The sequence below is a fragment of the Paenibacillus sp. FSL R7-0297 genome (assembly GCF_038009025.1).
In the GTDB taxonomy this organism is placed as follows: domain Bacteria; phylum Bacillota; class Bacilli; order Paenibacillales; family Paenibacillaceae; genus Paenibacillus_AQ.
In genome coordinates this window covers 5,049,082-5,075,065 of record NZ_JBBPAQ010000001.1, presented here as the reverse complement: position 1 = coordinate 5,075,065, position 25,984 = coordinate 5,049,082, and the positions used below count along the sequence as shown (strand labels likewise).

The following is a 25,984-nucleotide window of genomic DNA, read 5'->3' as shown; positions in this document are numbered from 1 at the left end:
TTAAAACAGCAGACGCAGCAGCATCAGCGCCAGGATACCGGTAACTACGGTCCCGAGCAGGCTGCGGGTTTTGACGGCTATCCAGAAGGAGGGGAATGCCGCGATCAGCTCCATATTCGTGGAAAGCCCCGCGAACTTGCCGTCTGTTACGAATAGTTCCTGGGCGACCAATGCAGCCATTACCGCAATCGGCACAAAGCTTAACCAGCGCATCCCCCAGTCCGGAATGGAGATCCGGCTAAGCAGCATAAGCGGAAGAACGCGGGGAAGGAAGGTAACAAGTGCAGCACCCAGGATAATGAAGAAGATGTCCAGTCTTATTTCCATTGTTCAATCACCATTCCAATCGTAGAGGCTACAAGAGCTGCCGCAATCACGCCCATGCTGGGCGACCACAGAATAGAGACCAGAACGGCAACAATGACAGCTATGAAGCCGACGGTAATGTCCAGCAGATATTTGCGCCGTGCCATGACCGTCAGCACCAGCAGTCCGATGAACATGGCGGGCAGAGCGAAATCCAGCCCCCACTTCTCCGGACTGGATATCCACTGTCCGAGGAAGGCGCCGGCGATATTGGCCAGGAACCAGTTCAAATAGGCTGTAATATTAAGCCCGTGCATCCATTTCTCGCTGATCCGCTTCCTGGAGGCGCTCTTCTGGATGGCTACCCCGAAGGTCTCATCGGTAAGCAGTGATCCAATCAGCAGATTGCGCAGCGGATTCAAATGGCGGAAGTACGGCGATATCGCCGCGCTCAGCAGCAGATGACGCAGATTGACCAGCAGAATTGTGATAATGATGCTGGAGGCGCTGCTTCCGGCCGCAATCATTCCTGCGGCGATAAACTGTGCTGATCCGGCATAAAGAATAATGGAGATCATGGCGATTTCGGCAATGGAGAGGCCGGCCGTTTTCTCCACAACACCTGCTGCAAAGCCAATGCTTAGATAGCCGAGCAGAGTAGGGAGGCAGTCTTTTACCCCTTGCAGGAAGGTGTCATTCCCCTCCGGTACCTCAAGGGCATCCTGCTGCAGGCGGCCATTCGCCGGAGACTCCTGTTGTATGAATTCTGGCTTCACGGATTCACTCGCTCCTCTATAGTCCAAACTATTCATCTCCAAGCTATGTATAGCATCACATATAAACTTGTAATACCTACTTTGGTAAACCGCTTGCTGAAGGTTTGACAGTGACTGGCTACGGTATATCAGGTAAGCTTAATTGTACTTTGTACAACTAAACCATCTGTTTTACTAGTGTTTAAGCGTTTAGTTGTATATCGTGCAATTAAACTGCCCTATGTAGAGGGGGGCTCGCCCATTCGGGCAAATTTAGTTGTACAGACTACAGTTATAAGAGGCAAACATGCTTTTTCTCTGTTTATAATTGCACATAATACAACTATAACTAACTTCCACGTTGAAACTGAATATGAATTTCAGTTTTTAATATCTAATAATTCACAGCGTATTGCAAGGAAATTCTATATTTTATATGCTGCAATGCCTTCGCCAGTTTCGGTGCCGGGCAGCTTGCAGCAGCAAAAGGGTTCCGCTATCCGCAGAGCAATCTGCGGCGGCGGAACCCTATTATTTTGATATAGTCATGCCCTAGACTTCATAGCAATTGTTATTCCAGCACCAGAACGCCATATCCATCCAGCGTATAATTTCCTCTGAGGGTTTGTCCGCTCAGCAGATCCGTTCTGGATTTCTTAAGCACGATCTCTGCCGGTTCTTCACTATAGTTAAGCAGGAAGGTGAGTCCTGCAGTGGTATTCTCCTCAGAAGCGCGGATCTGCAGCTCAATCTCCGGCGGCAATTCCAGCCATTCAGCAGCTGGTGAATTCAGTCCCAAACTTCCGATCAATTGCAGCACGGCCTGCTCATTAAATACAGTCCCGTAGTACCAGACTTCCCCCTTGCCGCGCTTGTTGCGGGTTACCGCCGGTTTGCCGGCATAATAATCGGTAGCGTAGGTTCCCATAACCTCGACACTGTTCTCTTCCACATGAAGAATATCGTTGAAAGCATCCGCACCCGTGAGCGTCTCTGGATTATTCGTCCAACGGATCGAGGTAGGCTGACGTGTTCCTTTGACCATAGTGAACTCTTCCACGGTTACACCGCACATCTCCTGGGCTGCTCCGGGAAAAGGCCGCATATAACATTGTCCGGTGGTATCCTTGTATCCGGTGCGGCAGCCGAAGATCAGCTTCCCGCCTTGCTGTACATATTGATCCAGCAGGGCCGCTGTGTCGTCGCTCAGAATGGCCGGATGCGGGTAGACCAGCACCTCGTAACGCACAAGCTCTGCAAGCGTTGTATTGCTGCGCATATACAGAACATCATTGGGGATATGCATCCGCTGCAGTGCCTTGAACCATTCCTTGTTGCTCTGCCACATGAATGGCCCGTGCCAGACGTCATATTCCCCGTCCCACTCATTATCATAATCCCGCACGATGGCGATATTAGCCTGAGTCCGGCTGCCGATGAAGGCTTTGCCGATCTTTGCCAGCTCCTTGCCGATCTGCTCGGCTTCCTTCACGCGCCGGTTCGGCTGGTTATGATAGTCGTTCAAGCCGTGCCAATAGATTTCGTTCCCCATAGTAGCTGTCCGCCAGCGGAAGTAGAGCAGCATATCCGCACCATGGGCGATAGACTGGTAAGTCCACAGCCGCATCTGCCCGGGCTTCGGAGAAGGCATATCCATCCGGTTTACCCAACCGCCGGGTCCCGACTGCTGTTCCATCACACAGAAGTTGCTGCTTACCGAGCGGACCGCAGAGAGTGACAGCCCCCAGCCGCGGTCACGCAGCGGGTTCACCTCTGCCGGATCAAAGTAAATGGTGGAGAACTGCGGATATGAATCATAGCTGAAGAAGTCCAGCAGCTCGTCATTCAGTTCATGGCTGTCCAGATGTCCGAATAAGCCATTCGTAGTCACCCACTGGTCAGGAGCCAGTTCACGGAGGATATCCGCCTGGATCTTGGCAAAATAAATCGTGTTATAAGAGATGAAGCGCTTCTCATCCAGTGCCTGATGCGGATTGGGCTGGTTCGGCGAGGGGGTTGGCCGGGTCAGATAGACCTGTGACCAGCGTGTATAGGTCTGATTCCAGAACACAGTGCCCCAGGCTTCGTTCAGCTTATCCAGTGTTACATATTTGTCCTGAAGCCATGCCCGAAAGGCAAGATGGTCACTCTCCGAGTAGAATACATTGACTTCACAGTTCAATTCGTTGTCAATCTGCCATCCGGACACACCAGGGTGGCTTCCGTAATGCGCGGCAAGCTTAGTCACAATTCTGGCGCAGAGCTCGCGGTATTTGGGACTGCTGTAATTATAATGACGGCGCATGCCGTGCTGCATCGTCACACCTTCATAAGTCACATTTAATACCTCAGGATATTGTTCGGTAAGCCAGGCAGGCGGAGTGGCAGTAGGTGTTCCCATAATGACCTTCAGCCCGTAGCTGTGCGCCAAATCAATAGCACGGTCAAACAGGCCGAATTGAAATTGACCTTCTTCCGGCTCAAAGACCGACCAGGCGAACTCGCCCAGACGAACAATAGTGAATCCGGTTTCAACCATACGGCGGTAATCATCCGCCCACATGGATTCAGGCCAGTGTTCGGGATAATAACAGACGCCAAGCTCGAATCGTTCTGCAGCAACAGGTTTCTTCATAGTAACCTCCAAGTGTAAATATATGCTTTATAGTTGATACCAATCTATTGTATTATCAGCAGTGTATACACTTATATAACATAATATTGCTATTGTATTACTATATTGCGTGCTTGATATACGGCAGGTGGAGGTGAGAGTTAATATGAAAAAACATTGGGTTCTGCCGCAGCCTGCATATACGAACTATGTGTGCTATCCGGAGATGCTGGGCCATTACAGCGACTTCCCCCAGCATGCAGAGCGTAGAAGCGAAGGGCTCCTGAACAGCTATAATCTACATATGGTCTTTGGCGGAGAAGGGTATGTGTTCCAGGAAGGGGAACGGATATCCATGAAGCGGGGGAGCGGGTTTCTGTTTCCGCGGGGGGCTTACCAGCAATACGGTTCTGAGCCGGGCCAGGCCTGGAATGTGCGCTGGGTCCATTTCGCCACAGCTTTATCTCTGCCGATGCTGGAGGAGGCGGATCACTCCCGCGGTTATTTTTTCACCTTCGATCCCGGAACGGGCTATGAACCGGTCTTCGAGGAGATGTACAGGCTAAGTGCGGCTTATGAGACCCGGAGTGAACCGCGTCTGTCTACTCTGCTCTATGAGATTCTTGTGACCCTGATGCAGAATTCTGAGCCGCTGCACGGGTCGGTGCCGCTGGAGATCAGACATTCCATCCGGCTCACGGCCGACAGGATACACAGCGAATGCGAGCGGCCCTGGACACTGGAAGCGATGGCTAGGCTTGCCGGTTACAGCAGCTATCATTTTCTGCGGCTGTTCCGGAGCATAATGGGCAAGACGCCGAACCGTTATTTAAGTGACTGCCGGATGGCCCGTGCCAAGCTGCTGCTGGTCTCGACTGAGCTGTCTGTCGCGCAAATTGCACTGCAGAGCGGTTTTCACCAGTCCAGTTACTTCATTAAGGTCTTCAGACAGCTGGAAGGCATGCCGCCCAACCAGTACAGACGGTTGTTCAGCTCATAGAATCATTGTGTAGCCGAAACAATATTAACAAACTTTGTTACATTATCAGCGCTTTTTGTGCTGTACTTGACATGTTTTTGATTGAGAAGGTTACAAACGGAAGCGAAGGGTTACAAAGTGGATACAATTTCCACGCGATCTGCAACTATAATATTGCTAGTAAATACATCTGGAGGGAAATAAATGAGAAAGTATAGAGTTACATATGCTGCTCTGCTCGTGAGTACGCTTGTAGCCGGTCAGCTGGCCGGCAGCATCGCTGCCCCCGTTGCCGCCGCAGCCGCAACAACTAAGAATGCGGCGGCATCTGCCGCTGCACCAGCATTCAAATTCAATCCCGTTACGCTGGGAGCCGGGGTGACAGCAGTCCTTGAGAACGTGAACATCTGGAGTCAGACCGGCGGAAATATCGTATCTTATACGCTGAAATATACCAATTCCGGTAATTCAAGCGCGAGTCTGCTGAAATATTTCTCACGGGTTGTAACACCTGGAGGTTCAGTGCTTCCGGGAAATCCGGTAGGTACGGATGCACTGAAGAAAAAGGTCGGAGCGAAAGAAAGTCTGAGCGTTACCTACTATGTAAATGTGGGACAAACTTCATCCTTGCAGGGCCTTAAGATCTCTATGCTGGTCTGGGACGCCAAGGCGAAGGGGTACTTGAAGCAGACGGGTTCTTACGCAGTTCCGGCGAATTACTCCACAGCTGCTGCAGCCGGTACAAGCCTGAATATCACCATGAACGACATTCCTGTTACAGTCAGTGCGGATTCACTGCAGCTCTACAAATACGGCGGCAAAGTCTATGCCAAGGTAGGGCTCAATCTGACCAATAAAGGAAACAAGGTGCTGGGTGATCCGGGGTATTCCGCGTACCTGGTATCCGCCAGCGGGACTTCCTTTGAGCTTGCATTAAGCAGCACGCAGGCGGATTACAAGATTCAGCCGCAAGAGAAGCGGAGCATCTATTATCTGGCCGAAATACCAGCTTACCTCAAGACGGATAATATGAAGCTTCAATTTACGCAAAAGGATGAAACTACGAAGCTGGAGCTGCCGAAATCGGCCTATAAGCTTCCAGCGGCCACATCGCCTAATCTGGTCGTCGGCAGCGGCGTAGTCAAAAAAATCATCGTGAACAGCAATACCATAGAAACGCTGATACGCAATGCCAATGTATATTCACAGGATGCTGATGCGGTATGGACTTTTCAGATGCAGATCAAGAATACCGGCAACAAAGCAGTCACGCTGCCAAGCTATGAGCTGGCGGTCAAATCCCAGAAAGGCACAACCTTCCCGGTGAGTGCGAAGGGGTTAAGCGGAGTTACGCTCAAGCCGCTAGAGACCAAAATCATTCCGCTGACGGTCCGCGTACCGCTTGAAGTGGAGCAATCCGGGCTGCAGCTCATGATGATCGAAGCGGTTGGCGCGGATACAGCAATTGGATCTGGTACGGCAGGTACAGAAGGTACAGAAGGAACGCCTGGTGCAGGGAATGCCGGCAGTGGAGCAACGACATCCAAAATGATTTTCCCGGTTGCCTATTTCGTCATTCCTTACGCGCTTCGTGCGGATGTGCAGACGGGGCAGGAGTACATGACGACGAATTCATACGGCTCCTTCTCTTACAGTATTCAATCTGTGCAGCGTTACCCTTGGAGAGATGATGATATTGTAGCCGCCAGACTGAAAATTACCAATACACAATCCGTGTCGCTGACCCTGCCGGAACTTAAAGGTTCCATCAAGCTCGATAATGACAGTCTGCTTGTGACTACGGATCTGTTCATGGAGAATAAAGAATCTTCGGTTCTGGCCCCCGGCATGTCAGTGGTACTGTATGTACTCGGCAAAATTGCCTATACGGCTGAGTTCCGGGATATCCGAATCGCCTTATACGGCACAGAGAATACAGAAACCGTTCCATTCCTGGATCTGAGCATTAACAACTCGATTAACAGTATCGCCATCATTCCGCAGGGCAAGAACTACACCGTCAATGGAAAAGGCAAAACAGCCACTGTGCAGGAAAACAGAACGACCGTCTATGAAGGGGAAAATTACAATCTGGTCTATACCGAGCTGCTCATGAGCAGTGAAGAAAAGCGACAGAGCAAGATGGCCCGGCTGCAGGCGTATTACAGAACCAAAGATGGACAATATTTTGAGGCAACGCCTAGCCAATCAGATAACAGCGCTGCTCCCGGTGCGAAACAGCTCGTGGTCTTCTGGACCAAGCTGCCCAAAACCACGGACATCAGTGACATCTCCCTCTATCTGGGTGCCGGTATCAACGGAGGCAAGCTGATTGAGAGTAAGGAGGAAGCGACCGGATTTGTAGATGTGGCTGCGCTCCAGCTGAATCCGCAGGCCAATGTACCGGCAACCACACTACTGAATACGGTTCTATATCCTTATACCATTTCCTTCCTGAGCTCAGAAGGCAGACATATGATATCCACGGATACTATCAATATTTCAATTAACTACAATTTGAAGCGAGATTATCAATACGATGCAGGAGCCTTGGAGCATAAGCTTATTTTACAAATTACCGATCCTTTCGGAATCTCGCAGGAAAAGACGCTCATCATAGGTACCGACCTGATTGAGGGAACGAACAACGTCTATTCGCTCGCCATCAACAGAAGCCTGTACAAAACTCTCGGCGGTGGTACTTATAAATTAACCTTGTATGATGAATTCCAGGGCGAACGGCTGATGCTCGGCGGCCAGGTCTATATCGTCAAAGAAGAGCTTCCGCCTAAATCATAGTAATTGAAATTCACATCAGCCTAAAAAGGAGCAGCTTCCATGTTGCGTGTTGAAGATATTACGCATTCGTACAAAAGCGGTAATGAATGGACATCCGTTCTTCATAAAATCAATTTTTCGATCAATCAGGGGGAGATGGTTGCACTACTGGGCAGCTCGGGGTCCGGCAAGTCGACGCTCCTTAATCTGATGGCCGGCTTGATGAAGCCTACGGAAGGTCATATCTACATTGCCGACCAGGACATTGTGAAGATGGGCGAGAATAAGCTTGCCGAGTTCCGGCGCAAGAATATCGGCTTTATCTTTCAGGCATATGAGCTGATTTCAAGCCTCACGGTCCGTGAGAATGTGGAGCTGCCGCTGGTCTTCCAGTCGGTCTCTCCCAAGGCCCGCAAGGCAAAGGCGCTTGCGCTGCTGGAGCAGGTGGGGATTCCCGACAAGGCGGATTTATTTCCTTCCCAGCTCTCCGGTGGACAGCAGCAGCGGGTCAGTATTGCCCGGTCGCTGATCACAGAGCCGTCGGTCATCTTCGCCGATGAGCCGACGGGGAACCTGGATTCCAAGACCGAAGAGGAGATTATCAGCATTCTGCTGAATCTGAACCGTACGATGAAGACCACGTTTATTGTGGTTACCCATGAATACAAGGTGGCTGAACAAATGCAGCGGATTTTTACGCTCAGGGATGGCTTCCTGATTACAGAATCGCAGAGAGAAGTACAGGTTGAAGAGCAAATAGCCGAGGAAGCTGAACAGGAAGCAGTGGTAGTGGTTGAGGTTGAAGAGCAATTAGCTGCAGAAGCTGAGCAGGAAGCTGTAGAGACAGAACACCTGACAGCAGCAGCGGATGAACTTCAGACCGCTGAAGAACCTGAACACCAGACCGCTGTGGAAGCTAAGCCTGCAGAGGGAGGGAAGCCGTGAAGATCAGAGATATTTCACGGATGGCCTGGGAACAGGTCAAACGGCGCAAGGTGGTCACAGGTCTATGTATGACCGGGATTTCCATCGGCTGCGCAGCTATTATCGTGGCCTTGAGTGTGGGCCAATCTGCTCAGGTCTATGTGACTGAACAGGTGAATCAGAATTTCAAAATGGATGAAATCATGGTCTCTCCGGGCGGTGGGATTCCATCAACCGGCAAGGGCGGCAGCGGAGGCGGCGGTTCTGGAGAGGTGAATGAGAACCTCGACCCGGGTAAGCTGACCGATCAGAAGCTGAAGATCATCCAGGGGCTGAATCATGTAAAGGCCGCTTCCCCGTTCCAGGAAGCCGGATACTTGCAGATGGTGACCGTAGATAACAAAATCGCCGATATCCGTATCATCATTGCCGATTTGCATATGCTGACGGCCTATGATCACAAGTTCAAGCAAGGGGGGGCCGGTGGTCAGGTTGGGTCAATTGTGCTGAATTACGGGGCCACTCTTGGCTTGATTGATCTGGAGACCCGTCAGAAGCTGTTTGACCAGATGAATGCGGAACCGTTCAATCAGGACCTGTACCAGCAATATGACAAATTAGCCACAGTGCCCACCGAAATGTATCGGAAGCAGATCCAGATTCAGGCTCAGGATTACAGCTCTACAACACCGGTTATCAAGCTTAGCTCGCCGCTTCAGGTAGACGGAATTCTGGCAACTCCCAAGGGAATGGATGACCTGCGGGCATCGTATGAGAAGATTATGTACATGTCGCCCGAAACGGCCTTGCAGCTCTCCAAGGAGCTGACCTTCGATAATTCCACCACCAGTGTGCTCACGCTTCCGCCGGAGGGGACGTATAACTCGCTTACGGTCAAAGTGGACGATGTGGCGAACATCAAGTCGGTGGAGCAGATGATTCAGAAGCTGACACTGAACGCTCAAGACAATCTATTCCAGCAGGAGATGCTGAAAGAACAATTCGACATGATTAAGATGGCTGCACTCGGAATCGGGGTATTCATCCTGGTGATCGCTTCGATCTCCATCATTGTGGCTATGACCATGTCGACTCATCAGCGGCGCCGGCAGATTGGAATTATGAAGGTGCTGGGAGCGAACATGGGGCAGATCCGCAATATGTTCATTACAGAAGCTGCGCTTCTGGGACTGCTGGGCGGAATGCTTGGTGTCTTGTTCTCTTACTTGATTGTCATGGGGCTGAATAAGCTAGTCGGTTCGGCAGGCGATGGAATGAATTTCTTCATCCCGCCGATGAATTTGCCGATCGGGATGTCCTTTGCCATTATGACCGGCGTATTGTCGGGGATTTATCCGGCGATCAGCGCCTCCAGAACCGATGCATTAACTGCCATTAAACGAGACTAACCCTAAGCTAGAAAGGAAGCCGAAATGATGAAGAGGACTCTAAAGAAGAGCCTGAAGTGGATCATAATCTTAGGTATCATCAGTACCGCAGGTTATCTGGGGTATACCAAATTCTTCAAGGGCAAGGAGGTTGCAGAGCTTCCACCGGAAACGATGCAGGTGATCAGCTTCCCGGTAACAGAGGAAACGCTAACCACCTCGATACAGATCAAGGGCAGATCGCAATACCAGCAGGAGACGCTGGTATACGCACCTTTCGCCTCCAAGGTTACGGCTTGGAAGGTCGAGAATGGGGCGCAGGTGAAGAAGGGCGATGTGCTCTTCACTCTGGATCAGACTACGCTCCGCAATGAGATTGCGACAGCAGAGGCTGCCAACCGCAAGGCGAAGCTGGAGGGAGAGCTGAACGCTTTTGTCAGCCAGCAGGAGGACGATACTGCGGCTCCGGCCGGTACGGAAGCGGAACGGCTGAAAGCATTGGCCGCCCAGGAAACGGCGCGACTGAACGACGAGCTGAATCAGGTGACTGCCGAGATTCAAGCCAAGGAGCTTTCGGAGAAGAAGGCGAAGCTGGGCACTGCCGTGTATCATGCACCGGAGAACGGCATCTTCCTGTTTGACAGCAGCACTGAACGGCCGCAGACGGTAACCGACAATCAATACATCGGCAAGATTGTGGACATGAAGAAGGTGGAGTTCATTGCCCAGGTCGGAGAGCAGGATATCTTCCGCATCAAAAAAGGCATGAAGGTTAAGGTGAAGATGACCGCGATGAAGGACCTGATCCTGAACGGTGAGGTAACAGAAGTAGCTAAATTTGCCACCACCACCACAGGCCAGAACACAGCCGGACAAATTCCGCAATTTGAAGTCGTCATCTCCCTCCAGCCGGACGAGCATTTGATCGGCGGACTCAGCCTGAGCGGAGACATCGAAACCTCGCGCAAAGAGAAAGCAGTGGTTGTATCCAATATCGCTGTTATCCGTGAAGGTGAATTGGCCTTTGTGATGCTGGACAAAGGGAACGGGCAGTATGAACGGAAAGAGATTAAGGTCGGAATGGAAACAACAGACAAAACGGAAGTGCTGTCAGGACTGAAGGCAGGAGACACCGTGGTTCTGCAGTAGTATAGCAACAATGAATAGCCCCAACCGGGTTGATTGCCGGGTTTGGGGCTATTTTTAAATACAAATCACAGGCGGAGCGCGGCGGATGATCTAAGTGGAATTAGTACATCTAATTTGATGTCACGGGCACAATTCCTGGAAACAGTTGGATAAACAACACTTAATCAGACCGAATTCTGCTAAAATCCTTGGGGCTCAGTGGATTAATTGTACTTTTTCCAACTGCTTCCCTGAAGCGCATGGTTTCGGCAGAATTAAGTGCCTTTTTTCCAACTCTGCTGGTTCACACCTCTCGCTACTGTATAAGGAGTAAGCTTCACTTCCCCAGAGCGTATAAATTGTTGAGAGTGGTACCGATTCCGCTTGTTAACTACTTGTTCTGATGAAATGGCTTACGCCAAGCTTTGATCCCGTTGTTCAGCCCGGTAAGATCCGGGACGGGGACCGCCTGATCGGTCAGCTCATATTTGGCTTTCAGTGCAAGAATGCGGTAGACACTTTCATCAATCCGTGATTCTGTGATCGTACCGTCCTTCACGCTGCTAAGCAGAGCGGCACGCACCGCCTGCTCATTCTTGTACTCGTGGGCGACCAGCAGAATATCGCTGCCGGCCCGTACAGTATCGACTGCAGCCGCAGCGAGGCTGTAGTTCTTGACGATAGCGCCCATCGTAAGATCATCGGTAATGACGACTCCCTTGAAGCCCATCTCTCCGCGCAGCTGCTCGCCGATGATTACTTTGGACAGGGAAGCGGGTTTCTCAGGGTCCAGCTTCGGATACAGGATATGGGCTACCATAACTGCATCTGCCTTCTCCTTAATAGCCGCCTGGAAAGGTAGCCATTCCAGCTTGGCGAGCTGCGCCTCGGTTTTGTTAATTACCGGCAGCTCCAGATGGGAATCCACGGAAGTATCCCCATGGCCGGGATAATGCTTCACTACAGGCACAATCCCTTCAGACTCCAAGCCCTTCATTTCGGCGATGCCGAGTCGGACTACCAGATCTGCAGTGCTGCCGAAGGACCGGTCACCAATAACCGGGTTATCCGGATTGCTGTTAATATCAAGGACAGGTGCGAAATCCATGTTGAAGCCGGAGGACTTCACGGCCCGGGCGATAAGTTCGCCCATTGTTCCGGCATCGGTGGCAGTATTCCCTTTTCCTACCGCTGCATTTGAAGGGAACACTGCGTATTCAGCAGGAAGCCTGCTCACCTTGCCGCCTTCCTGGTCCACACTCATGAACAGCGGGGCAGGGTTGCCGTTATTGCTTTTCTTCAAGGCATTGGTCAGACTGACCAATTGCTTCAGGCTGCTGATATTATCGGAATAGAGGATGATTCCGCCAACCTTGTCTTCGGCAATCATCTTCTGTGCCGCTGACTCTGCCGTAGTTCCATCGATTCCGACCAGCAGCATCTGCCCGATCTTGTCCTCCAGAGTCATTCCGGCTAGCTTCCGGGAGATAACGTCACTAGTGTCTGTACTGTTTGCTGCCGAAGCAGGAGTAGCGGAGGGCTGGACACTGGCTGCAGGTGTTTCTGCTGCTGCTGCCGGTGTAGTTACCGGAGCAGAGGGAGAAGCTGACGCCGGTGCCCGGGAAGGACCCGTTCCTGCCTGTGCAGAGCTTCCGTTTCCTCCACAACCACTTGCCAGCAGAAGACAAACAACGGTTGTCACTAGGAAGAGAGGGCGCTGATGCAGGGACGATTTATATTGCCGTGGGCTGAACCATTTCATTGTTGGAATTCGTCCTTTCGGTTGCTGATTGGCGGGTAGGAATGTTAAGATGAAGTAGATTTTACATAAGAACTGCTTACTGTGTACACAAATGAGAAGGATGAGGTGACCTGTCAATGAAAGAACAATTAATGAACACGCTAAATGAACAGATGAATTTCGAGTTCTACTCCGCTCATGTATACCTGGCGATGGCCGCGTATTGTTCCGGTGAAAGTCTGGATGGATTTGCCAACTTTTTCCTGGTGCAGGCTGAAGAAGAGCGGTTCCATGCGATGAAAATCTACAAATTCCTCAACGACCGTGACTATCGTGCCACCCTTGCCGCCCTGCCGGAGCCGAACAATGAATATTCATCTATGCTGGATGCGTTCGAGCATGCCTTCGCCCATGAGCAGCAGAATACGAAGAAATTCTATCATCTGGCTGATTTGGCCCTGGATGAACGCGAGCATGCTACAATCTATTTCCTCAAATGGTTCATTGACGAGCAGGTGGAAGAAGAAGCGCTCTTCAACAATATTATCGCCAAGCTCAAACGGATTGAAACGGACAGTAATGCTTTCTATATGCTGGATGCCGAGTTCGCCGCCCGTTCCTTTACACCTCCGGCGGAATAAAATAATTCCGGACTTGTCCCTTTCGTTTGCTTTTACAGCGGATACCTCCTATATAAGGAGGTATCCGCTTTTTATGCGGCTGCCGTGACGGCTTCTTATTAGTTAGACGATGTTTGCAATGAAAAGTTACAGGGTTCTGCGACAGGGATTCGTGCTCCATGTTGAACCGGGGCAAACAATGTTGCGCAAGGCAACATACTTCCGGCTCCGCAACTCTATTTGGCGGGGTTAACTCTTGCGCCGTCCGGCAACACTGTTTCTCTAGACCCACCCGCCAGTCAGCGTGTAGTATGGAACAATACTAATATTTGGAGGTCCTTTTTCTTGGATAATTACAGCGATATTAAACAAAGTGAAAAAGGGGCTTGGCTCAGTCTACTAGCCTACATCTTGCTATCTGCCGTCAAATTGTTTATCGGCTCCGTTTCAGGCTCGCAGGCACTACTTGCCGACGGACTGAATAACAGCACCGATATTATTGCTTCCATAGCCATTTTGACAGGCCTGAAGATTTCCCGCAGACCCCCGGATTCCAATCACAGCTATGGTCATTTCAGAGCAGAGACAGTTGCTGCACTGATCGCCTCCTTCATTATGATTGCTGTAGGCTTTCAAGTGCTGTATCAGGGTGTCAACAAGTTCATTCAGCCTTCGCTGGAAACCCCTGATCTAATTGCCGCGTGGACGGCAGCTGCTTGTGCTGTGATTATGATCGCTGTGTTTAGGTATAACATCAAGCTTGCCCGTAAATTGAACAGCAATGCGATGCATGCCGTTGCCCAGGATAACCGTTCGGATGCGCTCGTAAGCGTGGGTGCCTTCATTGGTATTATCGGCTCACAGTTCGGCATTCCCTGGCTTGATCCGCTTACTGCTACCATTGTCGGTCTGCTGATCTGCAAAACCGCTTGGGATATCTTCCGCAAAGCCACTCATGACCTGACAGACGGATTCGATGCAAGTGAGCTGGAGTTAATGAAGCAGACGGTATCGGAGATTGAAGGCGTAGAGTTAATTAAGGATATCAAAGCCCGCATTCACGGAAACAATGTACTAGTGGATACTACGGTACTTGTGGATTCCAGACTGAATGTGGTGCAGAGCCATGATATTACGGAAGAGATTGAGGACCAGTTGAAAGACCGCCATCAAGTAGCTACGGTGCTTGTCCATATTGAACCCTTGTGATTCATATATAGTTGCTTCGAACCATTGGCAGACAAACGGATAGCATATATGCTATCCTTATTTTTTTCTGGAAAACGAATGATGCAAAACGCTCAGTTAAAAGATAAAAGAAATAAATGTTTTTGTTTTTTTACGGTAATGTTCGAAATCATTGTCATACTTCTCGGCAAGGTACTTATCGAGCATCGGGATGTTGTAGAATGCGAAGAAACAGACCAACCATAGTGGTACGAGCAGCGCCCATGCGTTCCATGCGGTGAGCGCCATCGCAAGCACCCACAATACATCTCCGAAATAGTTAATATGGACGGAATAGCGGAAGTAGCCGCCTGTATACAGTTTTCCTTTATGCTCTGGTTTTTGTTTCCATAAATGACGGAAAATACAATGTCCCATCCATTCAAAGGAAGTATCTCAAGTATCCATCTACAATTTATTCGGGAGCAAGGACGATCTGTTATTTGAAGCTATCAGTGAAATGATGGAGGAACAATTGAAGAGATATGAGCAGTTAATAGAAGGCCATATGTCTTATCCAAAGCTCATGTATACGGTAATGACGGAGGAAATGAAATACGTCAAGGTCATTCATGACTGCATGAATCAATCTGCTGATAGTCTTGCGATGCAAGGGAGAGTGGACCGGTTTCTGGCGATGAGGTTCGTTCCATTTCTGCTGAAGCTCGTTCAGCGCGGGAAGGAGGAGCAGTATGTGGCAGAGGATTTGAAGGAAGACGAACTGTTCTTTTATTTCAATATGTACCAGAAAGCGATGATTCAGTTCCAAGAGACTGGACCTTCCGATCATCCTGTTATTTCCGAAGAACGCTTTATTCAATTTTTCTTCAAAGGTCTTATGGGCGATATGCGGGATGCCAAATCAGAATAGAGGTATTACCATTTTTTGAAGTAATAAAAGGATACTATAACGGAATTTTGTCATTTTTCCAGCTATACTTGTGCTTGGCATGCATTCCAGGAAGCGATATATAATAACACTATGTTATTAACAAGAGGTATAATTATGAGAAAAAGGAGTGCACCCATGCCTAACCAACCCGTCACTGATCACAACGGTCTAACCGAAGAGCAGTTCCTGAAGACTTATGACGCCGGGAACTATGAACGTCCGTCTGTTGCTGTGGATATGCTGATCTTCACTGTAATGGAGGAGCAGCAGGATAATTACCGCAAGCTGGCCGAGAAATCACTGCAGCTTCTGCTGATACAGCGCGGTGAACATCCTTTTCTGGGACAATGGGCGTTGCCTGGAGGATTCGTGGGGATCCACGAAAGCGTAGAGGAGGCAGCCCGCCGGGAGCTGTACAGTGAGACTAATATTGATAATATTTATATGGAACAGTTATATACCTGGGGCGATGTTCAGCGTGATCCGCGTATGCGGGTGATCAGTTGTTCTTACATGGCACTCGTGGACCGCAAAGCGTTGACTGTACAGGCAGGGGATGATGCGGCCGCAGCAGCCTGGTTTGAGGTTTCTTATAATATCCTGGAGACACGCCGCGAGGAGCTGGAGCAGGGCATCCGGCTGGAGACATTTGTGGAGATTATTCTGCAGAATGAACAGGCGAAGCTCAGTGGTGTGGTCAGGCTTACCGAAACCATCCGGGGGCATGTCCGCCATATGGACCGTGAGATTGTCCGGAGCTCGGGGTTTTCTTTTGACCATCTAATGATGGTGCAGGCTGCAATCGAACGCTTGCGCGGCAAAGCTGAGTATACCGATATTGTATTCAATCTGATGCCGCCGCTGTTCACCTTGTCCGAGCTTCAGCGTGTGTATGAAATCATCCTTGGCAAAGAGCTGCTCGCCGCCGCATTCCGCCGCAAGATTGCTGAGCGGGTGATTGAGACGGATGAGAGTACCCGCGATGCCGGACACCGCCCATCGAAGCTGTACAGATACAATCTAGAGTGGAATCTAACTTGAGGATGCGAAATATAGGTTAACAGCCTGCTAGAAGACCAGTACAACCTATGTTACAGACTCAGCGGAATTAACATCCAGCCGACTCCAGAGACCTTACGGATTATCGTGGCTCAGTCCACCTTATTCGACAATTAGCATGACGTGTGATGTTGTTTATAGAGGTTTTATGCGGAAAAGTGGACAATAAATTATGCTTTTCATTATGTAATTTATTGTAAAGGGTAGGTGAGTCATTGATTACCTGGAAGGATTCATATGACATCGGAGTAGAGAAGATTGACTGCCAGCACAGACAGCTGCTTGTGAAGCTGAATGACTTTTTTGAAGCATGTACCAATCAGCAGGGCAAAGAGAAGATCGAAGAAACACTGAAATTCCTCAAGGACTACACCGTGGAGCATTTCGGCAGTGAAGAGCAATTGATGAAGGACATCGACTTCCCTGAACTGACAGAACACCAGAAGACGCATGCTGAATTCGTACAGACCGTTCTGGATCTGGAAGAGAGCATTAAGACCAAAGGGGTATCCGTATTGTCAACAATCAAGCTTAACCGAACTTTGACTGACTGGCTGATTAATCATATTCACAAATGTGACAAGCTGATCGGGGACTGTATCGCTGCAAAAGGTAAAAAAGCCGTTTAACTACATAATCCGGAACACGAAGATGCCGCAGGGCATTTTCTTTTTTTAGAGGGGAGAGAGGCGCAATATGGATTGCCTGGGATGCAGAATCGCTAAGGGTATTGAACCAGACCTGAATATTATACTGGAAAATGAACTTATCACTTGTGTCCTTGATATCGCTCCGTTCAATGAAGGGCATACCCTGATTCTTCCTAAAAAGCATTACCTGGATACTGACGAGCTGGACCCGGAAACCGCGCATGCGGTTATGGATGCTTCGCAGAAGGTTACTGCGCTGCTCAAAAGCTTGTACAAACCGGATGGGATTAGAATTTGTGCTGACGGCGGTAAATTTAACAGTTAGCTGTCAGAATTCCCCCACTTCTCTAAGTGGCGGGATGAATGTCAGCGGTCTTTCTCATAGACAAATACAACCTAAAATATTACAATAAAAGTATTCAGTAGTATTATGAAATAGGTTGTGATATCCGTGGAATTGGACACAAATAATCATTCAGTATTCTCTCTTCATTATCATCTTGTGCTAGTCGTGAAGTACCGCAGAAAAGTAATAGACGATGACATTTCGAATCGGTTACAAGAGATATTTGAGTCTATTCAGCCTAATTACAATATCACCCTGCAGGAATGGAAGCATGACAAGGATCATGTTCACATTCTAATGAAAGCTCACCCCAATAGCGATATTTCTAAATTTCTGAACGCTTATAAGAGTGCATCCTCCCGTCTAATTAAGAAAGAATTTCCTGTAATTCGTCAACAGCTGTGGAAGGAATATTTCTGGTCCAGAAGTTATTGTCTACTGACGACTGGCGGTGCGCCGATTGAAGTCATCCGGAAGTACATCGAATCTCAAGGTCAGAAATGAGGTGGACAGGTGTTAAAGGCTTATAAGTATCGAATCCATCCCACCTATAAGCAAGAGCAGTACTTCACTAAAGTATTCGGCGCAGTTCGCTTCATCTACAATCGAATGCTTGCAGATAAGATTGAACATTACAAGCAAACGGAAACGATGCTCAAAACGACACCTGCGCCCTACAAAAAGGATTTTGCCTGGCTGAAAGAAGTGGATAGTCTAGCCTTAGCCAATGCCCAGCTTCACTTGGACAAGGCATATCAGAATTTCTTCCGTGAACCGAACGTGGGATTTCCAAAATTCAAGAGCAAGAAGAGGAATAGCCATAGCTTCACAACCAATAACCAGAAGGGAACCATTTCCATTACAGATGGAAGGATCAAAATTCCTAAACTAAAAACGAAAATCAAAATCAAGCTGCACCGTCCATTCGAGGGACGTATTAAATCATGCACCATTTCCAAAACACCCACGGGAAAATATTACGCTTCCGTATTGGTGGAAACGGATATCATCCCATTGCCCCCACTCGAGACGAAGATCGGTGTGGATCTGGGGTTGAAAGACTTTGCGATTCCTTCACATGGCGAAATCATACCGAATCCGAAGTACTTGCGGAAGTCTGAACAACGATTAGCCAAGCTGCAAAAGGACTTGTCACGAAAGAAGAAAGGGAGCCGTAACCGGTATAAAGCAAGGCTGAAGGTCGCCAGACTGCATGAAAAAATAGCGAATCAACGGAAAGACTTTTTGCACAAAACGTCCACCCAAATGATAAACGAAAACCAAGTGATCGTGATGGAGGACTTGCGTGTAAAGAACATGATGCAGAATCATAAGTTAGCCAAAGCCATATCCGAAGTGTCTTGGAGCCTGTTCAGAGACATGCTGACCTACAAAGCGAAATGGTACGGCAGAGAATTAATCATTGCCCCCAAACACTTTGCAAGCAGTCAATTGTGTTCCTGCTGTGGCTACAAAAATGCAGAAGTCAAGAACCTAGCCGTACGGGAGTGGTCCTGTCCTGCCTGTCATACAGAGCATGACAGAGACCGGAATGCGGCACTGAATCTTCTACAACTAGCCATGTAAATGGCCATTAGCGGGTTAGGAACTAGCCTATAAGCTTGGGTAAACTTGGAGCAGTAGCTCTATTGACCAAGAAGCACCCACCTCTTAGGTGGTGTGTAGTTCACCGATCTGACCCATTACCATATGCATGTTGTTCCAAGGTACGAGGGTGATGGGATGGCCTGGAGTGAGCCCTTGCACCCGGATGGTGCAGAGACACGGTTAAACGAGACTAAAGGGAAAATTCTGAAAGCATTAAGTGAAGTATAAATGGAGCCTGCTGGGCTCTTTTTTACTGTGCATACACAGCTTAATAATCTTCCAGCAGTAATTTTTTATCTTCAGGCAGAAGTTTGCAGCAAATGCTGATGGATCTTGTTTGGTATGCTCGATTGAATCAATCAACAATCCAAGTCCATCATCGTCTAGCTTATGTTCACTAGTTGCCACCTTTTGTGTATCAGAGTAATCAAACCTCATGAAGTAAGGATCAATGTTTTTCATAAAAGTATGATCCAAGGAAATCCTCACCTTTCTCCCGCTTAACGTAAATAGTTACTCAACTGTTACATAGAACGGATTCGTTTTTATTCTGCAAAGTTCCTGATGTGTCTAAGATTTTTCATAGTGGCAGAGCACAATTTATACCTCTCGAATACTTTGTGATATGATCTGAAGTAGATATTATAGAAACTTACCTTAAGGGAGTGGATAGGGTGAAAAACATGCGCATGCTGGCTTCGGGAATTATCATGCTTCTTGTGCTTGGACTTGTTAATTTCTACATTGGATGGCATCTGTGGGTTCTGCTCCAGGAATGGCTGCCGGGTATTCATGCTGCTGCGTACTGGCCTGTCTTTCTTGTGATTGCCTTCTCTTATATTATTGGCAGAGTTCCGTTGCCGAAGGCGCTTAAGCCGGTTGGCCGGTTGTTCAAGGTGGTCGGCTCCTATTATTTGGCCTGTATGGAGTTTGCCGTGCTTCTGCTGCCGTTGACCGATCTGGTATATGGAGTGCTGGCGCTCACTGGTGTGGGCCTCTCGGCGTTTGTGACCGAAGCTGGAGCTACCGTGCTGGCACTGCTTGCCGTATTCCTGCTATGGGGTTCACGTAATGCCTGGAGTACAGTGGTGCGGAGCCACAGACTGAAAGTCGATAAGTCTATCGGAACCAGCGTTCCGCTGACGGTAGCTGTAGCCTCTGACCTGCATTTGGGCAACATTGTCGGGAACCGGCATTTACGCCGGATGGTCTCGGAGATTAATGCGATGAATCCCGATATCGTGCTTCTGGCCGGAGATGTGCTGGATGACAGCATCGAACCTTTTATCCGCAATGGAATGGACCAGCAGTTGAAGCAGCTTAAGGCACGTTACGGGGTCTATGCTGTGCTGGGGAATCATGAGTATTATGGCGGTTCGATTGCGCAGTACACCGAAGTGATGAAGAACATAGGCATTAAAGTTCTGCAGGATGAGGTTGTGGAAACCTCGGGAGTATACGTTGTGGGCCGCAAAGACAAGACGGCGGAGGCGATGGAAGCGGGTGGACGGCTCAGTGTAGACGCTCTGCTGGACGGACTTGACCGCACGAAGCCGATTATTATGATGGATCATCAGCCGACCGGCTTCGAGCTTGCTGCGCGGGCTGGCGTGGATGTACTGCTGTCGGGACATACCCACCGCGGGCAGATTGCTCCGAATCACTGGATTACGAGACGCCTGTTCGAGCTGGACTGGGGTTATCTGCTCAAAGACAAGCTGCATGTCATTGTCTCCTCCGGTTACGGAACCTGGGGACCGCCGATCCGTCTGGCCAGCCGCTCTGAGCTGATCAAGCTGGAGGTTGTTCTGGAGGGTAGTATGAGCTACAACGATGAACCAGTAACTTCAACGGCTAAGGCGGTATTGATCTAAAAGATCCTCTAGTGGAGGCGACATAATTGTACGTGAGCCAGCTACTGTGTTCTGTACCATCCACCGTGACTGTACCATCTACTGGAACTGACCCATCTGTCGGATTTGAACCATCTACTGGAACTGACCCATCTACGGTAACTGTACCATCTATCGGAAGTGTACCATCTACCGTAACTTGTACCTTTTGACGTCCTTCGTGTGCCTTCCGCCTTGCCCCCTACCTTCGACTGAAGGATAGGGGGTTTTATTTATGCGAAAAGTGGAACATAGCAGGCCTGATCCGATCAAACGAGGGAGAAATCATGCAGAAAGTACAACAATTCGAATTCGATCTCGCTAATTTACCGGGAATCTTGCACAAACTACAACAATTCAGTCCGATAACCGGCTGAATCGTAAGAATCGTTGTGAAAAGTACAAGAATAACCATTTTTACTCTTAAGCCCCCTAATCGAATTGGAGTCCTAAAGATGCATAAGGTACACTAATAGAGAAGGGGATGAGGACATGAAAAGTAACAAGTTGTACGATGAACAACGGATTAAAGTTGCCCAGGAAGCGATTAATGGGACGAAGCTCTCTTTCCTCGCCCGTAAATATTCAGTTTCTCCCAGCACGATTACGAACTGGGTGAAGTTCTACAAAGAACGATTTGGTGAGCAAGCGACACCTTCAGTTAACGAACGTATTGAAGATGCCAAACGTGTCCAAGAGTTAGAGACCAAAATGGACACTGCGATTAAACTGCTGGGCGAAAAGGATTTGGAGATCGAACTCCTGCGTGAACTGCTAAAAAAGACCAACCCCGCTTACAAGACAGACTTGAAATAGCCGATGAAAGCATTAAGCGGGGCTATGCGGTATCGGTGGTACTTCGGCTGGTGGGTGTGCTGGAATCGACCTACTATGCCCGCAAACAGCGTCAAAAGGAGAACACCAAATCTACGGTAAGCTTAGGGACAGCCGGAAGACCGATCCCAGCGTATTCGTTGACGAAAGACGGCCAGAAGGTCAGCGACGAGCAGATCGAAGAATGGCTTAGCGAACTCGTTGCAGGCGAGGAACACGGCTACGGTTACCGTAACTTAGCGCATGCCCTCTACATCCAGCATGACTTAATTCTGAACCACAAGAAGGCCTACCGGCTTTGTAAAAAGCTAGGGCTGCTCCAAAAGAAACCTGACAAGAAAGTGAGATATCCAAGACGGCTTGCCCAAAACCGCGTGGTTACCGGAGCCAACCAACTTTGGCAAATAGATATTAAGTACGGATACATTCATGGCTACGACCGCTTCTTTTTTATCTTTGACATGATTGATGTGTTTGACCGCTGTATTGTCGGCTACCACTTGGGTGCAAGTTGCAGTGCAAAGGAGATCTGCACGACCATTAAGCAGGCGTTGAAGGCCCGTATACAGCCTGGAGGGGCTAGGCCTATTCTTCGCTCAGACAATGGTCCTCAATTTCTCAGTCATGCTTTTGCAGAGATGTGTATGGACCCGGATGAACCTTTGATTCATGAACGGATTCCGCCTAAAACGCCGAATATGAATGCATATATTGAGTCCTTCCACAGCATTTTAGAACGAGATCTCTACAGCAAAATGTACTTTGAAACCTTTGAAGAAGCCTACGAGACTGTCACGGAGTACATTGAATTTTACAACGAACGCCGCTTTCACGGCAGTTTAAACCGATTGAGTCCTAACCAATACCATGCGGCATGGAGAGCAGGCCAAGTGGCAGAGGTAAACATCTCACTTTAAGAAACTGCAAGAACCAGAGATTTCAAGAGAATGACTCCATAATTAAGGGGCCGAACCGTTTACAAGTGAATTAAGAAAAAATCTTGCATTTAATACAACAATCCGGGCTTAGTCCGGTTAAATCGGTGCGACCCCCTTATCCCGGAGTCCTCCGTATAAAATCGGTACTTGTCGTAGCCTTGCTCTTTATTTCGCTTTTTCTCTCGGCCAGAAGAAGCAGGACTGGTCTTCTAGGGTCAGCACCCACTCCGCAAAGGTAGCTGGCGGCATGTTGCGAAGACTCGTATGCATTCTGCGGTTATTGTAAAAGTCCATGTACCGGTCCACGGCTTCATAGGCCTCTTCGAACGTGTCGAAGGCCTCTTTGCGGAACAAATCCCGATCGATATTGCTGTGGAACGATTCAATAAAAGCATTTAAATCCGGCGTTCGAGGCGGAATGCGTTCATGGGTCATCTCCCAGCTTTCACACATGTCGCCAAACAGATGGCTGATGAACTGGGGGCCGTTGTCGGTGCGGATCACCGGGCGCGCGCTGCCAGGGGCGCAGTGTTGCTCCATGGCGCGTCCCAGCGTCTGGCAGGCGTGCTTGGCCTCACACGACGATCCTCGGTGATACCCGACGATAACCCGGGTAAACACATCGATAATGCTCAGGACGAAGAAATGCCGGTCCCGGCCCGCCACATACCCGTATTTAATGTCCATCTGCCAGAGCTGGCCCGCTCCGGTAATGACTCGGTTCTCCGGCAGCTTCCGGGGATGCTTAAAGCGCTTCTGACGCTGGGGCTGCAGGATCTCCAGCGCCTGACACAGCCGGTAGCTTTTCTTGTGGTTGAGCCTCAGCCCGTGCTGGTTCCACAAGCACTTGGCCAGCAGTTTGTACCCGTACACGTGCTCTTCTCCAGCGACCAGTTCCAGGAGCATTTCCTGGATCTGCTCGTCGCTAATCTTCTCTCCCGACTCGGTCAGGGAGTAGCCGGGTAGGGGTCTTCCACGCCCCTGGGGGACGGCCTGCGCCTCCTGCTTCTTGCGTTTCTTACGGTCGTAGTACGTAGACTCTGCTAGCCCCACGAGACGGAGCACCAAGGCTGCGGTATTCCCCTGCTTAATGAACATATCGGCTACCTCGATTTTTTCGGATAAGCAGGGGTTGGCTTTTTTAGCAGTTCACGCAGAATCTCAATCTCTAACTCCTTTTCACCGAGCATCTTGACGGCCTTCTCATATTTCTGCTCGACGTCCAGCAGGCGCTTCCGTTCCTCCACCTGGTCCTGGGGATACGGATGATCTTGCTCCCCATGGGCTTCCCGGTAATCCCTCACCCACTGATTCACCGTTGATGGAGTCACCCCATACTTTCGAGCAACCACCGCCGCCTTAATGCCAGACAACACCTCTTGCGCTGCCTTCTCTCTTGTTCCTGTTAAGTGTCCCATTCCGTTCATCCTCCTCCTGTATCTAGTCTACATTTTTGTGGGGGAGGACTCCAACTTCTTTAGGGGGCTGTGGAGAAATCACCAGTAATCCTGCGCAAGATCCGAATGAATACCCAACCGAATGCCTAAACCAGCCGAGTACTGAAATCGTATGATCAAAACCCAAACTATGTGTCATTAAAATGGCTTTTAGTTTAAACCCACATCTACCGGGGGGCACTGATGCAACATTTTGACAATAAGAGCTGGTTGAGTTATTCTCTATTTAAATATAGTTAAGCTATTAACTATAATTAGTTTGCATCGTTAAGGGACCTTAAGAAGCGTTAAGAGGCGTTATGTCTCGTTAAGAGGCGTTATGTCTCAATAAAGGGCGATATGGACAAAACTTTGAATGATAGAATGGGTGATCAAATGGGTGAGCGGATGAATAAACCAGCCGACGAACAATTGAACGGACTGATGGATGATTCTATGAATGGACTTATGAGTGAAAGAATGAATGATCGGCTGGATGCACGGATGGATGCACTGCAAAAGTATGTGCTGGAGCTGCCGCTCCACAATGAGGTTTTCTTCGCTATGGTGGGAGCGACAGCCCATGCAGTAGCCGTATCCGAGAAATACTGGCAGGCTCAAGGGCTGAACGGGGCAAGAATTCGCGTACTGGTAGAGATTGCGAAGCAAGGGGGAGCGATACTGCCTTCACTGCTCGCTGAGAGAATCGGTGTAACCAAAGCCAATATCAGCCTCCTGCTCACTCCGCTGGAGAAAGACGGTTATATCTCCCGTGCGGATCATGCGAAGGATGGACGCAAGACGGTGATTTCGATTACCGAAGCTGGCCGCGTCCTGCTGTCTGAACAGTTGCCTGGAAACCGGGAAGCTGTTGCCAGCGTGATGAAGCGTCTGGATGAAACGGAGCTGCACCAGCTGCTGGGTCTGCTGAACAAATTGAGCGAACATACAAGGGAGAGATAAGAATGAAGATAATGATTACTGGCGCTACCGGACAATTGGGAAGTCTGATCATAGAAAATTTGCGCAGCCGTATCCCCGCAGAACAGATTGTAGCCGGAGTGCGGAAGCTGGAGCAGGCGGCGTATCTACGGGAGCAAGGCGTAGAAGTCCGTTATGCCGATTACGATGTGACGGAATCGCTGGACGAAGCTTTTCGCGGGATATCCCGGCTGCTGCTAATCTCCAGCTCGAATACGGATGACGGCATACGTCTGATCCAGCACAAGCGGGTCATTGATGCTGCTAAGCGAAGCGGTGTCGGGCATATTCTCTATACGGGTTTTGCTTTTCCCCGGCAGAGATCTGAGCAGAGCAAGCCGGACAATGTGCACACGCTAACCGAGCAGGCGATTATAGACTCCGGACTGGAATATACCTTTTTGCGCAATGCCTTATACATTGATTTCGTAGGAGTGCTGGGGCTGAAGGAAGCTCTGTCCAGCGGGGAATTGATTACCGCTCCGGGTGAATGGAAGTTCAATTCGGTAACCCGTGGAGATCTTGCGCTGGCAGCTGCGGCTGTGCTTCTTGAAGGAGAACCAGGCAATCCTATTTATGAGCTGGCCGCTGCACATACCTGGGATTTTGTTGATCTGACTGAAGTATTAACCGGGGTTGCCGGGAAGCCCGTGGTACACCGTCAGGATGCCGCAGCTCAGCACTGGATCTATGCTTTTATGAGCAAGCTGGATACCTCATCCACTTCAGGAGACTTGGAACGGCTAATGGGGCGTCCTGTCACACCGCTGAAGGAGAGCATTATGCCTTTTCTCACAAGAACGGCTGAAGGCTCATAGGCTTGTCTTAAGAATGGTTTGTTGCTAGTATGATGTCATTGAATTCGGCAAGCCCGGAGGGAGAGCTTAC

At 49.4% G+C, this 25,984-nt stretch carries 26 protein-coding genes and 1 pseudogene; 19 read left to right on the top strand and 8 right to left on the bottom strand.

The genetic code is table 11. From position 1 onward, the window contains the following. From MKZ24_RS22145 to MKZ24_RS22135, 3 genes are all read right to left on the bottom strand, one after another. Nucleotides 1-327, bottom strand: coding sequence for an AzlD domain-containing protein (locus MKZ24_RS22145; RefSeq protein ID WP_340786505.1), 327 nt, complete (start codon nucleotides 325-327; stop codon nucleotides 1-3). Further along, nucleotides 318-1,037, bottom strand: a complete 720-nt coding sequence (locus tag MKZ24_RS22140) for an AzlC family ABC transporter permease (RefSeq protein ID WP_042242471.1) — start codon at nucleotides 1,035-1,037, stop codon at nucleotides 318-320. Before MKZ24_RS22140 ends, MKZ24_RS22145 begins: the two co-directional genes overlap by 10 nt. 595 nt (nucleotides 1,038-1,632) lie before the next feature. Then, nucleotides 1,633-3,696 (bottom strand): beta-galactosidase, encoded by a 2,064-nt coding sequence (locus tag MKZ24_RS22135; RefSeq protein WP_340786502.1) that lies wholly within the window; start codon nucleotides 3,694-3,696, stop codon nucleotides 1,633-1,635. A gap of 145 nt (nucleotides 3,697-3,841) precedes the next feature. Here MKZ24_RS22135 and MKZ24_RS22130 point away from each other — a divergent pair, with 145 nt between their 5' ends. From MKZ24_RS22130 to MKZ24_RS22110, 5 genes and pseudogenes are all read left to right on the top strand, one after another. Next, entirely contained in the window at nucleotides 3,842-4,675 is an 834-nt protein-coding gene (locus MKZ24_RS22130; protein WP_340786500.1) for a helix-turn-helix transcriptional regulator, read from the top strand. Nucleotides 4,676-4,858: 183 nt separating this feature from the next. Continuing rightward, nucleotides 4,859-7,453 (top strand): hypothetical protein, encoded by a 2,595-nt coding sequence (locus MKZ24_RS22125; RefSeq protein WP_340786497.1) that lies wholly within the window; start codon nucleotides 4,859-4,861, stop codon nucleotides 7,451-7,453. A 39-nt stretch (nucleotides 7,454-7,492) separates the two neighbouring features. Beyond that, nucleotides 7,493-8,158: pseudogene (locus tag MKZ24_RS22120) on the top strand (ABC transporter ATP-binding protein); the annotation flags it as partial. A 215-nt stretch (nucleotides 8,159-8,373) separates the two neighbouring features. Next, nucleotides 8,374-9,765 carry an ABC transporter permease gene (locus MKZ24_RS22115; protein ID WP_340786494.1) on the top strand — a complete coding sequence of 464 codons (1,392 nt, stop codon included), beginning with the start codon at nucleotides 8,374-8,376 and terminating at the stop codon, nucleotides 9,763-9,765. 24 nt (nucleotides 9,766-9,789) lie between these two features. Then, nucleotides 9,790-10,893 (top strand): efflux RND transporter periplasmic adaptor subunit, encoded by a 1,104-nt coding sequence (locus MKZ24_RS22110; RefSeq protein ID WP_331281917.1) that lies wholly within the window; start codon nucleotides 9,790-9,792, stop codon nucleotides 10,891-10,893. A gap of 370 nt (nucleotides 10,894-11,263) precedes the next feature. On the opposite strand, the gene nagZ is transcribed toward MKZ24_RS22110, so the two are convergent. Continuing rightward, nucleotides 11,264-12,340, bottom strand: coding sequence for a beta-N-acetylhexosaminidase (gene nagZ / locus MKZ24_RS22105; protein WP_340786491.1), 1,077 nt, complete (start codon nucleotides 12,338-12,340; stop codon nucleotides 11,264-11,266). A gap of 31 nt (nucleotides 12,341-12,371) precedes the next feature. On the opposite strand from nagZ, the gene MKZ24_RS22100 reads away from it, so the two are divergent. From MKZ24_RS22100 to MKZ24_RS22090, 3 genes are all read left to right on the top strand, one after another. Beyond that, the gene (locus tag MKZ24_RS22100; RefSeq protein WP_231637864.1) at nucleotides 12,372-12,593 is read left to right on the top strand and encodes a hypothetical protein; all 222 of its coding nucleotides are present in this window, start codon (nucleotides 12,372-12,374) and stop codon (nucleotides 12,591-12,593) included. Between the two features lie 157 nt (nucleotides 12,594-12,750). After that, nucleotides 12,751-13,254 (top strand): ferritin, encoded by a 504-nt coding sequence (locus tag MKZ24_RS22095; protein WP_340786486.1) that lies wholly within the window; start codon nucleotides 12,751-12,753, stop codon nucleotides 13,252-13,254. 324 nt (nucleotides 13,255-13,578) lie between these two features. Continuing rightward, nucleotides 13,579-14,442: a cation diffusion facilitator family transporter gene (locus MKZ24_RS22090; protein WP_039292727.1), complete on the top strand. Its 864-nt coding sequence runs from the start codon at nucleotides 13,579-13,581 to the stop codon at nucleotides 14,440-14,442. Between the two features lie 96 nt (nucleotides 14,443-14,538). Here the strand turns inward: MKZ24_RS22090 and MKZ24_RS22085 are convergent, their stop codons facing one another. Next, nucleotides 14,539-14,838 carry a DUF1295 domain-containing protein gene (locus tag MKZ24_RS22085; protein WP_340786483.1) on the bottom strand — a complete coding sequence of 100 codons (300 nt, stop codon included), beginning with the start codon at nucleotides 14,836-14,838 and terminating at the stop codon, nucleotides 14,539-14,541. A 97-nt stretch (nucleotides 14,839-14,935) separates the two neighbouring features. Between MKZ24_RS22085 and MKZ24_RS22080 the strand changes: the two genes are divergently transcribed. From MKZ24_RS22080 to tnpB, 6 genes are all read left to right on the top strand, one after another. After that, nucleotides 14,936-15,331: a hypothetical protein gene (locus MKZ24_RS22080; RefSeq protein ID WP_340786480.1), complete on the top strand. Its 396-nt coding sequence runs from the start codon at nucleotides 14,936-14,938 to the stop codon at nucleotides 15,329-15,331. A 156-nt stretch (nucleotides 15,332-15,487) separates the two neighbouring features. Then, nucleotides 15,488-16,393: an NUDIX hydrolase gene (locus MKZ24_RS22075; protein ID WP_340786477.1), complete on the top strand. Its 906-nt coding sequence runs from the start codon at nucleotides 15,488-15,490 to the stop codon at nucleotides 16,391-16,393. A 233-nt stretch (nucleotides 16,394-16,626) separates the two neighbouring features. Then, nucleotides 16,627-17,040, top strand: coding sequence for a bacteriohemerythrin (locus MKZ24_RS22070; RefSeq protein ID WP_340786474.1), 414 nt, complete (start codon nucleotides 16,627-16,629; stop codon nucleotides 17,038-17,040). A gap of 67 nt (nucleotides 17,041-17,107) precedes the next feature. Then, nucleotides 17,108-17,386, top strand: coding sequence for an HIT family protein (locus MKZ24_RS22065; RefSeq protein WP_081956522.1), 279 nt, complete (start codon nucleotides 17,108-17,110; stop codon nucleotides 17,384-17,386). Nucleotides 17,387-17,512: 126 nt separating this feature from the next. Then, nucleotides 17,513-17,911, top strand: coding sequence for an IS200/IS605 family transposase (gene tnpA / locus MKZ24_RS22060; RefSeq protein ID WP_156123092.1), 399 nt, complete (start codon nucleotides 17,513-17,515; stop codon nucleotides 17,909-17,911). A gap of 9 nt (nucleotides 17,912-17,920) precedes the next feature. Then, complete coding sequence (tnpB, locus tag MKZ24_RS22055) at nucleotides 17,921-18,994, top strand: IS200/IS605 family element RNA-guided endonuclease TnpB (RefSeq protein WP_340786466.1); 1,074 nt, start codon at nucleotides 17,921-17,923, stop codon at nucleotides 18,992-18,994. A 234-nt stretch (nucleotides 18,995-19,228) separates the two neighbouring features. On the opposite strand, the gene MKZ24_RS22050 is transcribed toward tnpB, so the two are convergent. Beyond that, entirely contained in the window at nucleotides 19,229-19,492 is a 264-nt protein-coding gene (locus MKZ24_RS22050) for a hypothetical protein (protein ID WP_340786465.1), read from the bottom strand. Nucleotides 19,493-19,698: 206 nt separating this feature from the next. Here MKZ24_RS22050 and MKZ24_RS22045 point away from each other — a divergent pair, with 206 nt between their 5' ends. The 3 genes from MKZ24_RS22045 (at nucleotide 19,699) to MKZ24_RS22035 (ending at nucleotide 22,658) form a co-directional block, all read left to right on the top strand. Next, nucleotides 19,699-20,889, top strand: coding sequence for a metallophosphoesterase (locus MKZ24_RS22045; protein ID WP_340790204.1), 1,191 nt, complete (start codon nucleotides 19,699-19,701; stop codon nucleotides 20,887-20,889). 510 nt (nucleotides 20,890-21,399) lie between these two features. Then, nucleotides 21,400-21,723 (top strand): transposase, encoded by a 324-nt coding sequence (locus tag MKZ24_RS22040; protein WP_042236251.1) that lies wholly within the window; start codon nucleotides 21,400-21,402, stop codon nucleotides 21,721-21,723. A gap of 35 nt (nucleotides 21,724-21,758) precedes the next feature. Next, complete coding sequence (locus MKZ24_RS22035; protein WP_052416376.1) at nucleotides 21,759-22,658, top strand: IS3 family transposase; 900 nt, start codon at nucleotides 21,759-21,761, stop codon at nucleotides 22,656-22,658. Between the two features lie 186 nt (nucleotides 22,659-22,844). On the opposite strand, the gene MKZ24_RS22030 is transcribed toward MKZ24_RS22035, so the two are convergent. Then, nucleotides 22,845-23,777 carry an IS3 family transposase gene (locus tag MKZ24_RS22030; protein WP_081956614.1) on the bottom strand — a complete coding sequence of 311 codons (933 nt, stop codon included), beginning with the start codon at nucleotides 23,775-23,777 and terminating at the stop codon, nucleotides 22,845-22,847. Between the two features lie 5 nt (nucleotides 23,778-23,782). Continuing rightward, entirely contained in the window at nucleotides 23,783-24,097 is a 315-nt protein-coding gene (locus MKZ24_RS22025) for a helix-turn-helix domain-containing protein (RefSeq protein WP_052415919.1), read from the bottom strand. Nucleotides 24,098-24,523: 426 nt separating this feature from the next. Here MKZ24_RS22025 and MKZ24_RS22020 point away from each other — a divergent pair, with 426 nt between their 5' ends. Then, entirely contained in the window at nucleotides 24,524-25,078 is a 555-nt protein-coding gene (locus tag MKZ24_RS22020; RefSeq protein ID WP_331281918.1) for a MarR family winged helix-turn-helix transcriptional regulator, read from the top strand. A gap of 2 nt (nucleotides 25,079-25,080) precedes the next feature. Beyond that, entirely contained in the window at nucleotides 25,081-25,914 is an 834-nt protein-coding gene (locus MKZ24_RS22015) for an NAD(P)H-binding protein (RefSeq protein WP_340786463.1), read from the top strand. Nucleotides 25,915-25,984 lie beyond the last annotated feature (70 nt).

Coding starts and splice junctions, on each gene's coding strand:
- MKZ24_RS22145 (WP_340786505.1), bottom strand. CDS start 327: ATGGAAATAAGACTGGACATCTTCTTCATTATCCTGGGTGCTGCACTT.
- MKZ24_RS22135 (WP_340786502.1), bottom strand. CDS start 3,696: ATGAAGAAACCTGTTGCTGCAGAACGATTCGAGCTTGGCGTCTGTTAT.
- MKZ24_RS22130 (WP_340786500.1), top strand. CDS start 3,842: ATGAAAAAACATTGGGTTCTGCCGCAGCCTGCATATACGAACTATGTG.
- MKZ24_RS22125 (WP_340786497.1), top strand. CDS start 4,859: ATGAGAAAGTATAGAGTTACATATGCTGCTCTGCTCGTGAGTACGCTT.
- MKZ24_RS22110 (WP_331281917.1), top strand. CDS start 9,790: ATGATGAAGAGGACTCTAAAGAAGAGCCTGAAGTGGATCATAATCTTA.
- nagZ (WP_340786491.1), bottom strand. CDS start 12,340: ATGACTCTGGAGGACAAGATCGGGCAGATGCTGCTGGTCGGAATCGAT.
- MKZ24_RS22095 (WP_340786486.1), top strand. CDS start 12,751: ATGAAAGAACAATTAATGAACACGCTAAATGAACAGATGAATTTCGAG.
- MKZ24_RS22085 (WP_340786483.1), bottom strand. CDS start 14,838: ATGGGACATTGTATTTTCCGTCATTTATGGAAACAAAAACCAGAGCAT.
- MKZ24_RS22075 (WP_340786477.1), top strand. CDS start 15,488: ATGCCTAACCAACCCGTCACTGATCACAACGGTCTAACCGAAGAGCAG.
- MKZ24_RS22065 (WP_081956522.1), top strand. CDS start 17,108: ATGGATTGCCTGGGATGCAGAATCGCTAAGGGTATTGAACCAGACCTG.
- MKZ24_RS22045 (WP_340790204.1), top strand. CDS start 19,699: ATGCGCATGCTGGCTTCGGGAATTATCATGCTTCTTGTGCTTGGACTT.
- MKZ24_RS22040 (WP_042236251.1), top strand. CDS start 21,400: ATGAAAAGTAACAAGTTGTACGATGAACAACGGATTAAAGTTGCCCAG.
- MKZ24_RS22030 (WP_081956614.1), bottom strand. CDS start 23,777: ATGTTCATTAAGCAGGGGAATACCGCAGCCTTGGTGCTCCGTCTCGTG.
- MKZ24_RS22025 (WP_052415919.1), bottom strand. CDS start 24,097: ATGGGACACTTAACAGGAACAAGAGAGAAGGCAGCGCAAGAGGTGTTG.
- MKZ24_RS22020 (WP_331281918.1), top strand. CDS start 24,524: ATGAATAAACCAGCCGACGAACAATTGAACGGACTGATGGATGATTCT.
- MKZ24_RS22015 (WP_340786463.1), top strand. CDS start 25,081: ATGAAGATAATGATTACTGGCGCTACCGGACAATTGGGAAGTCTGATC.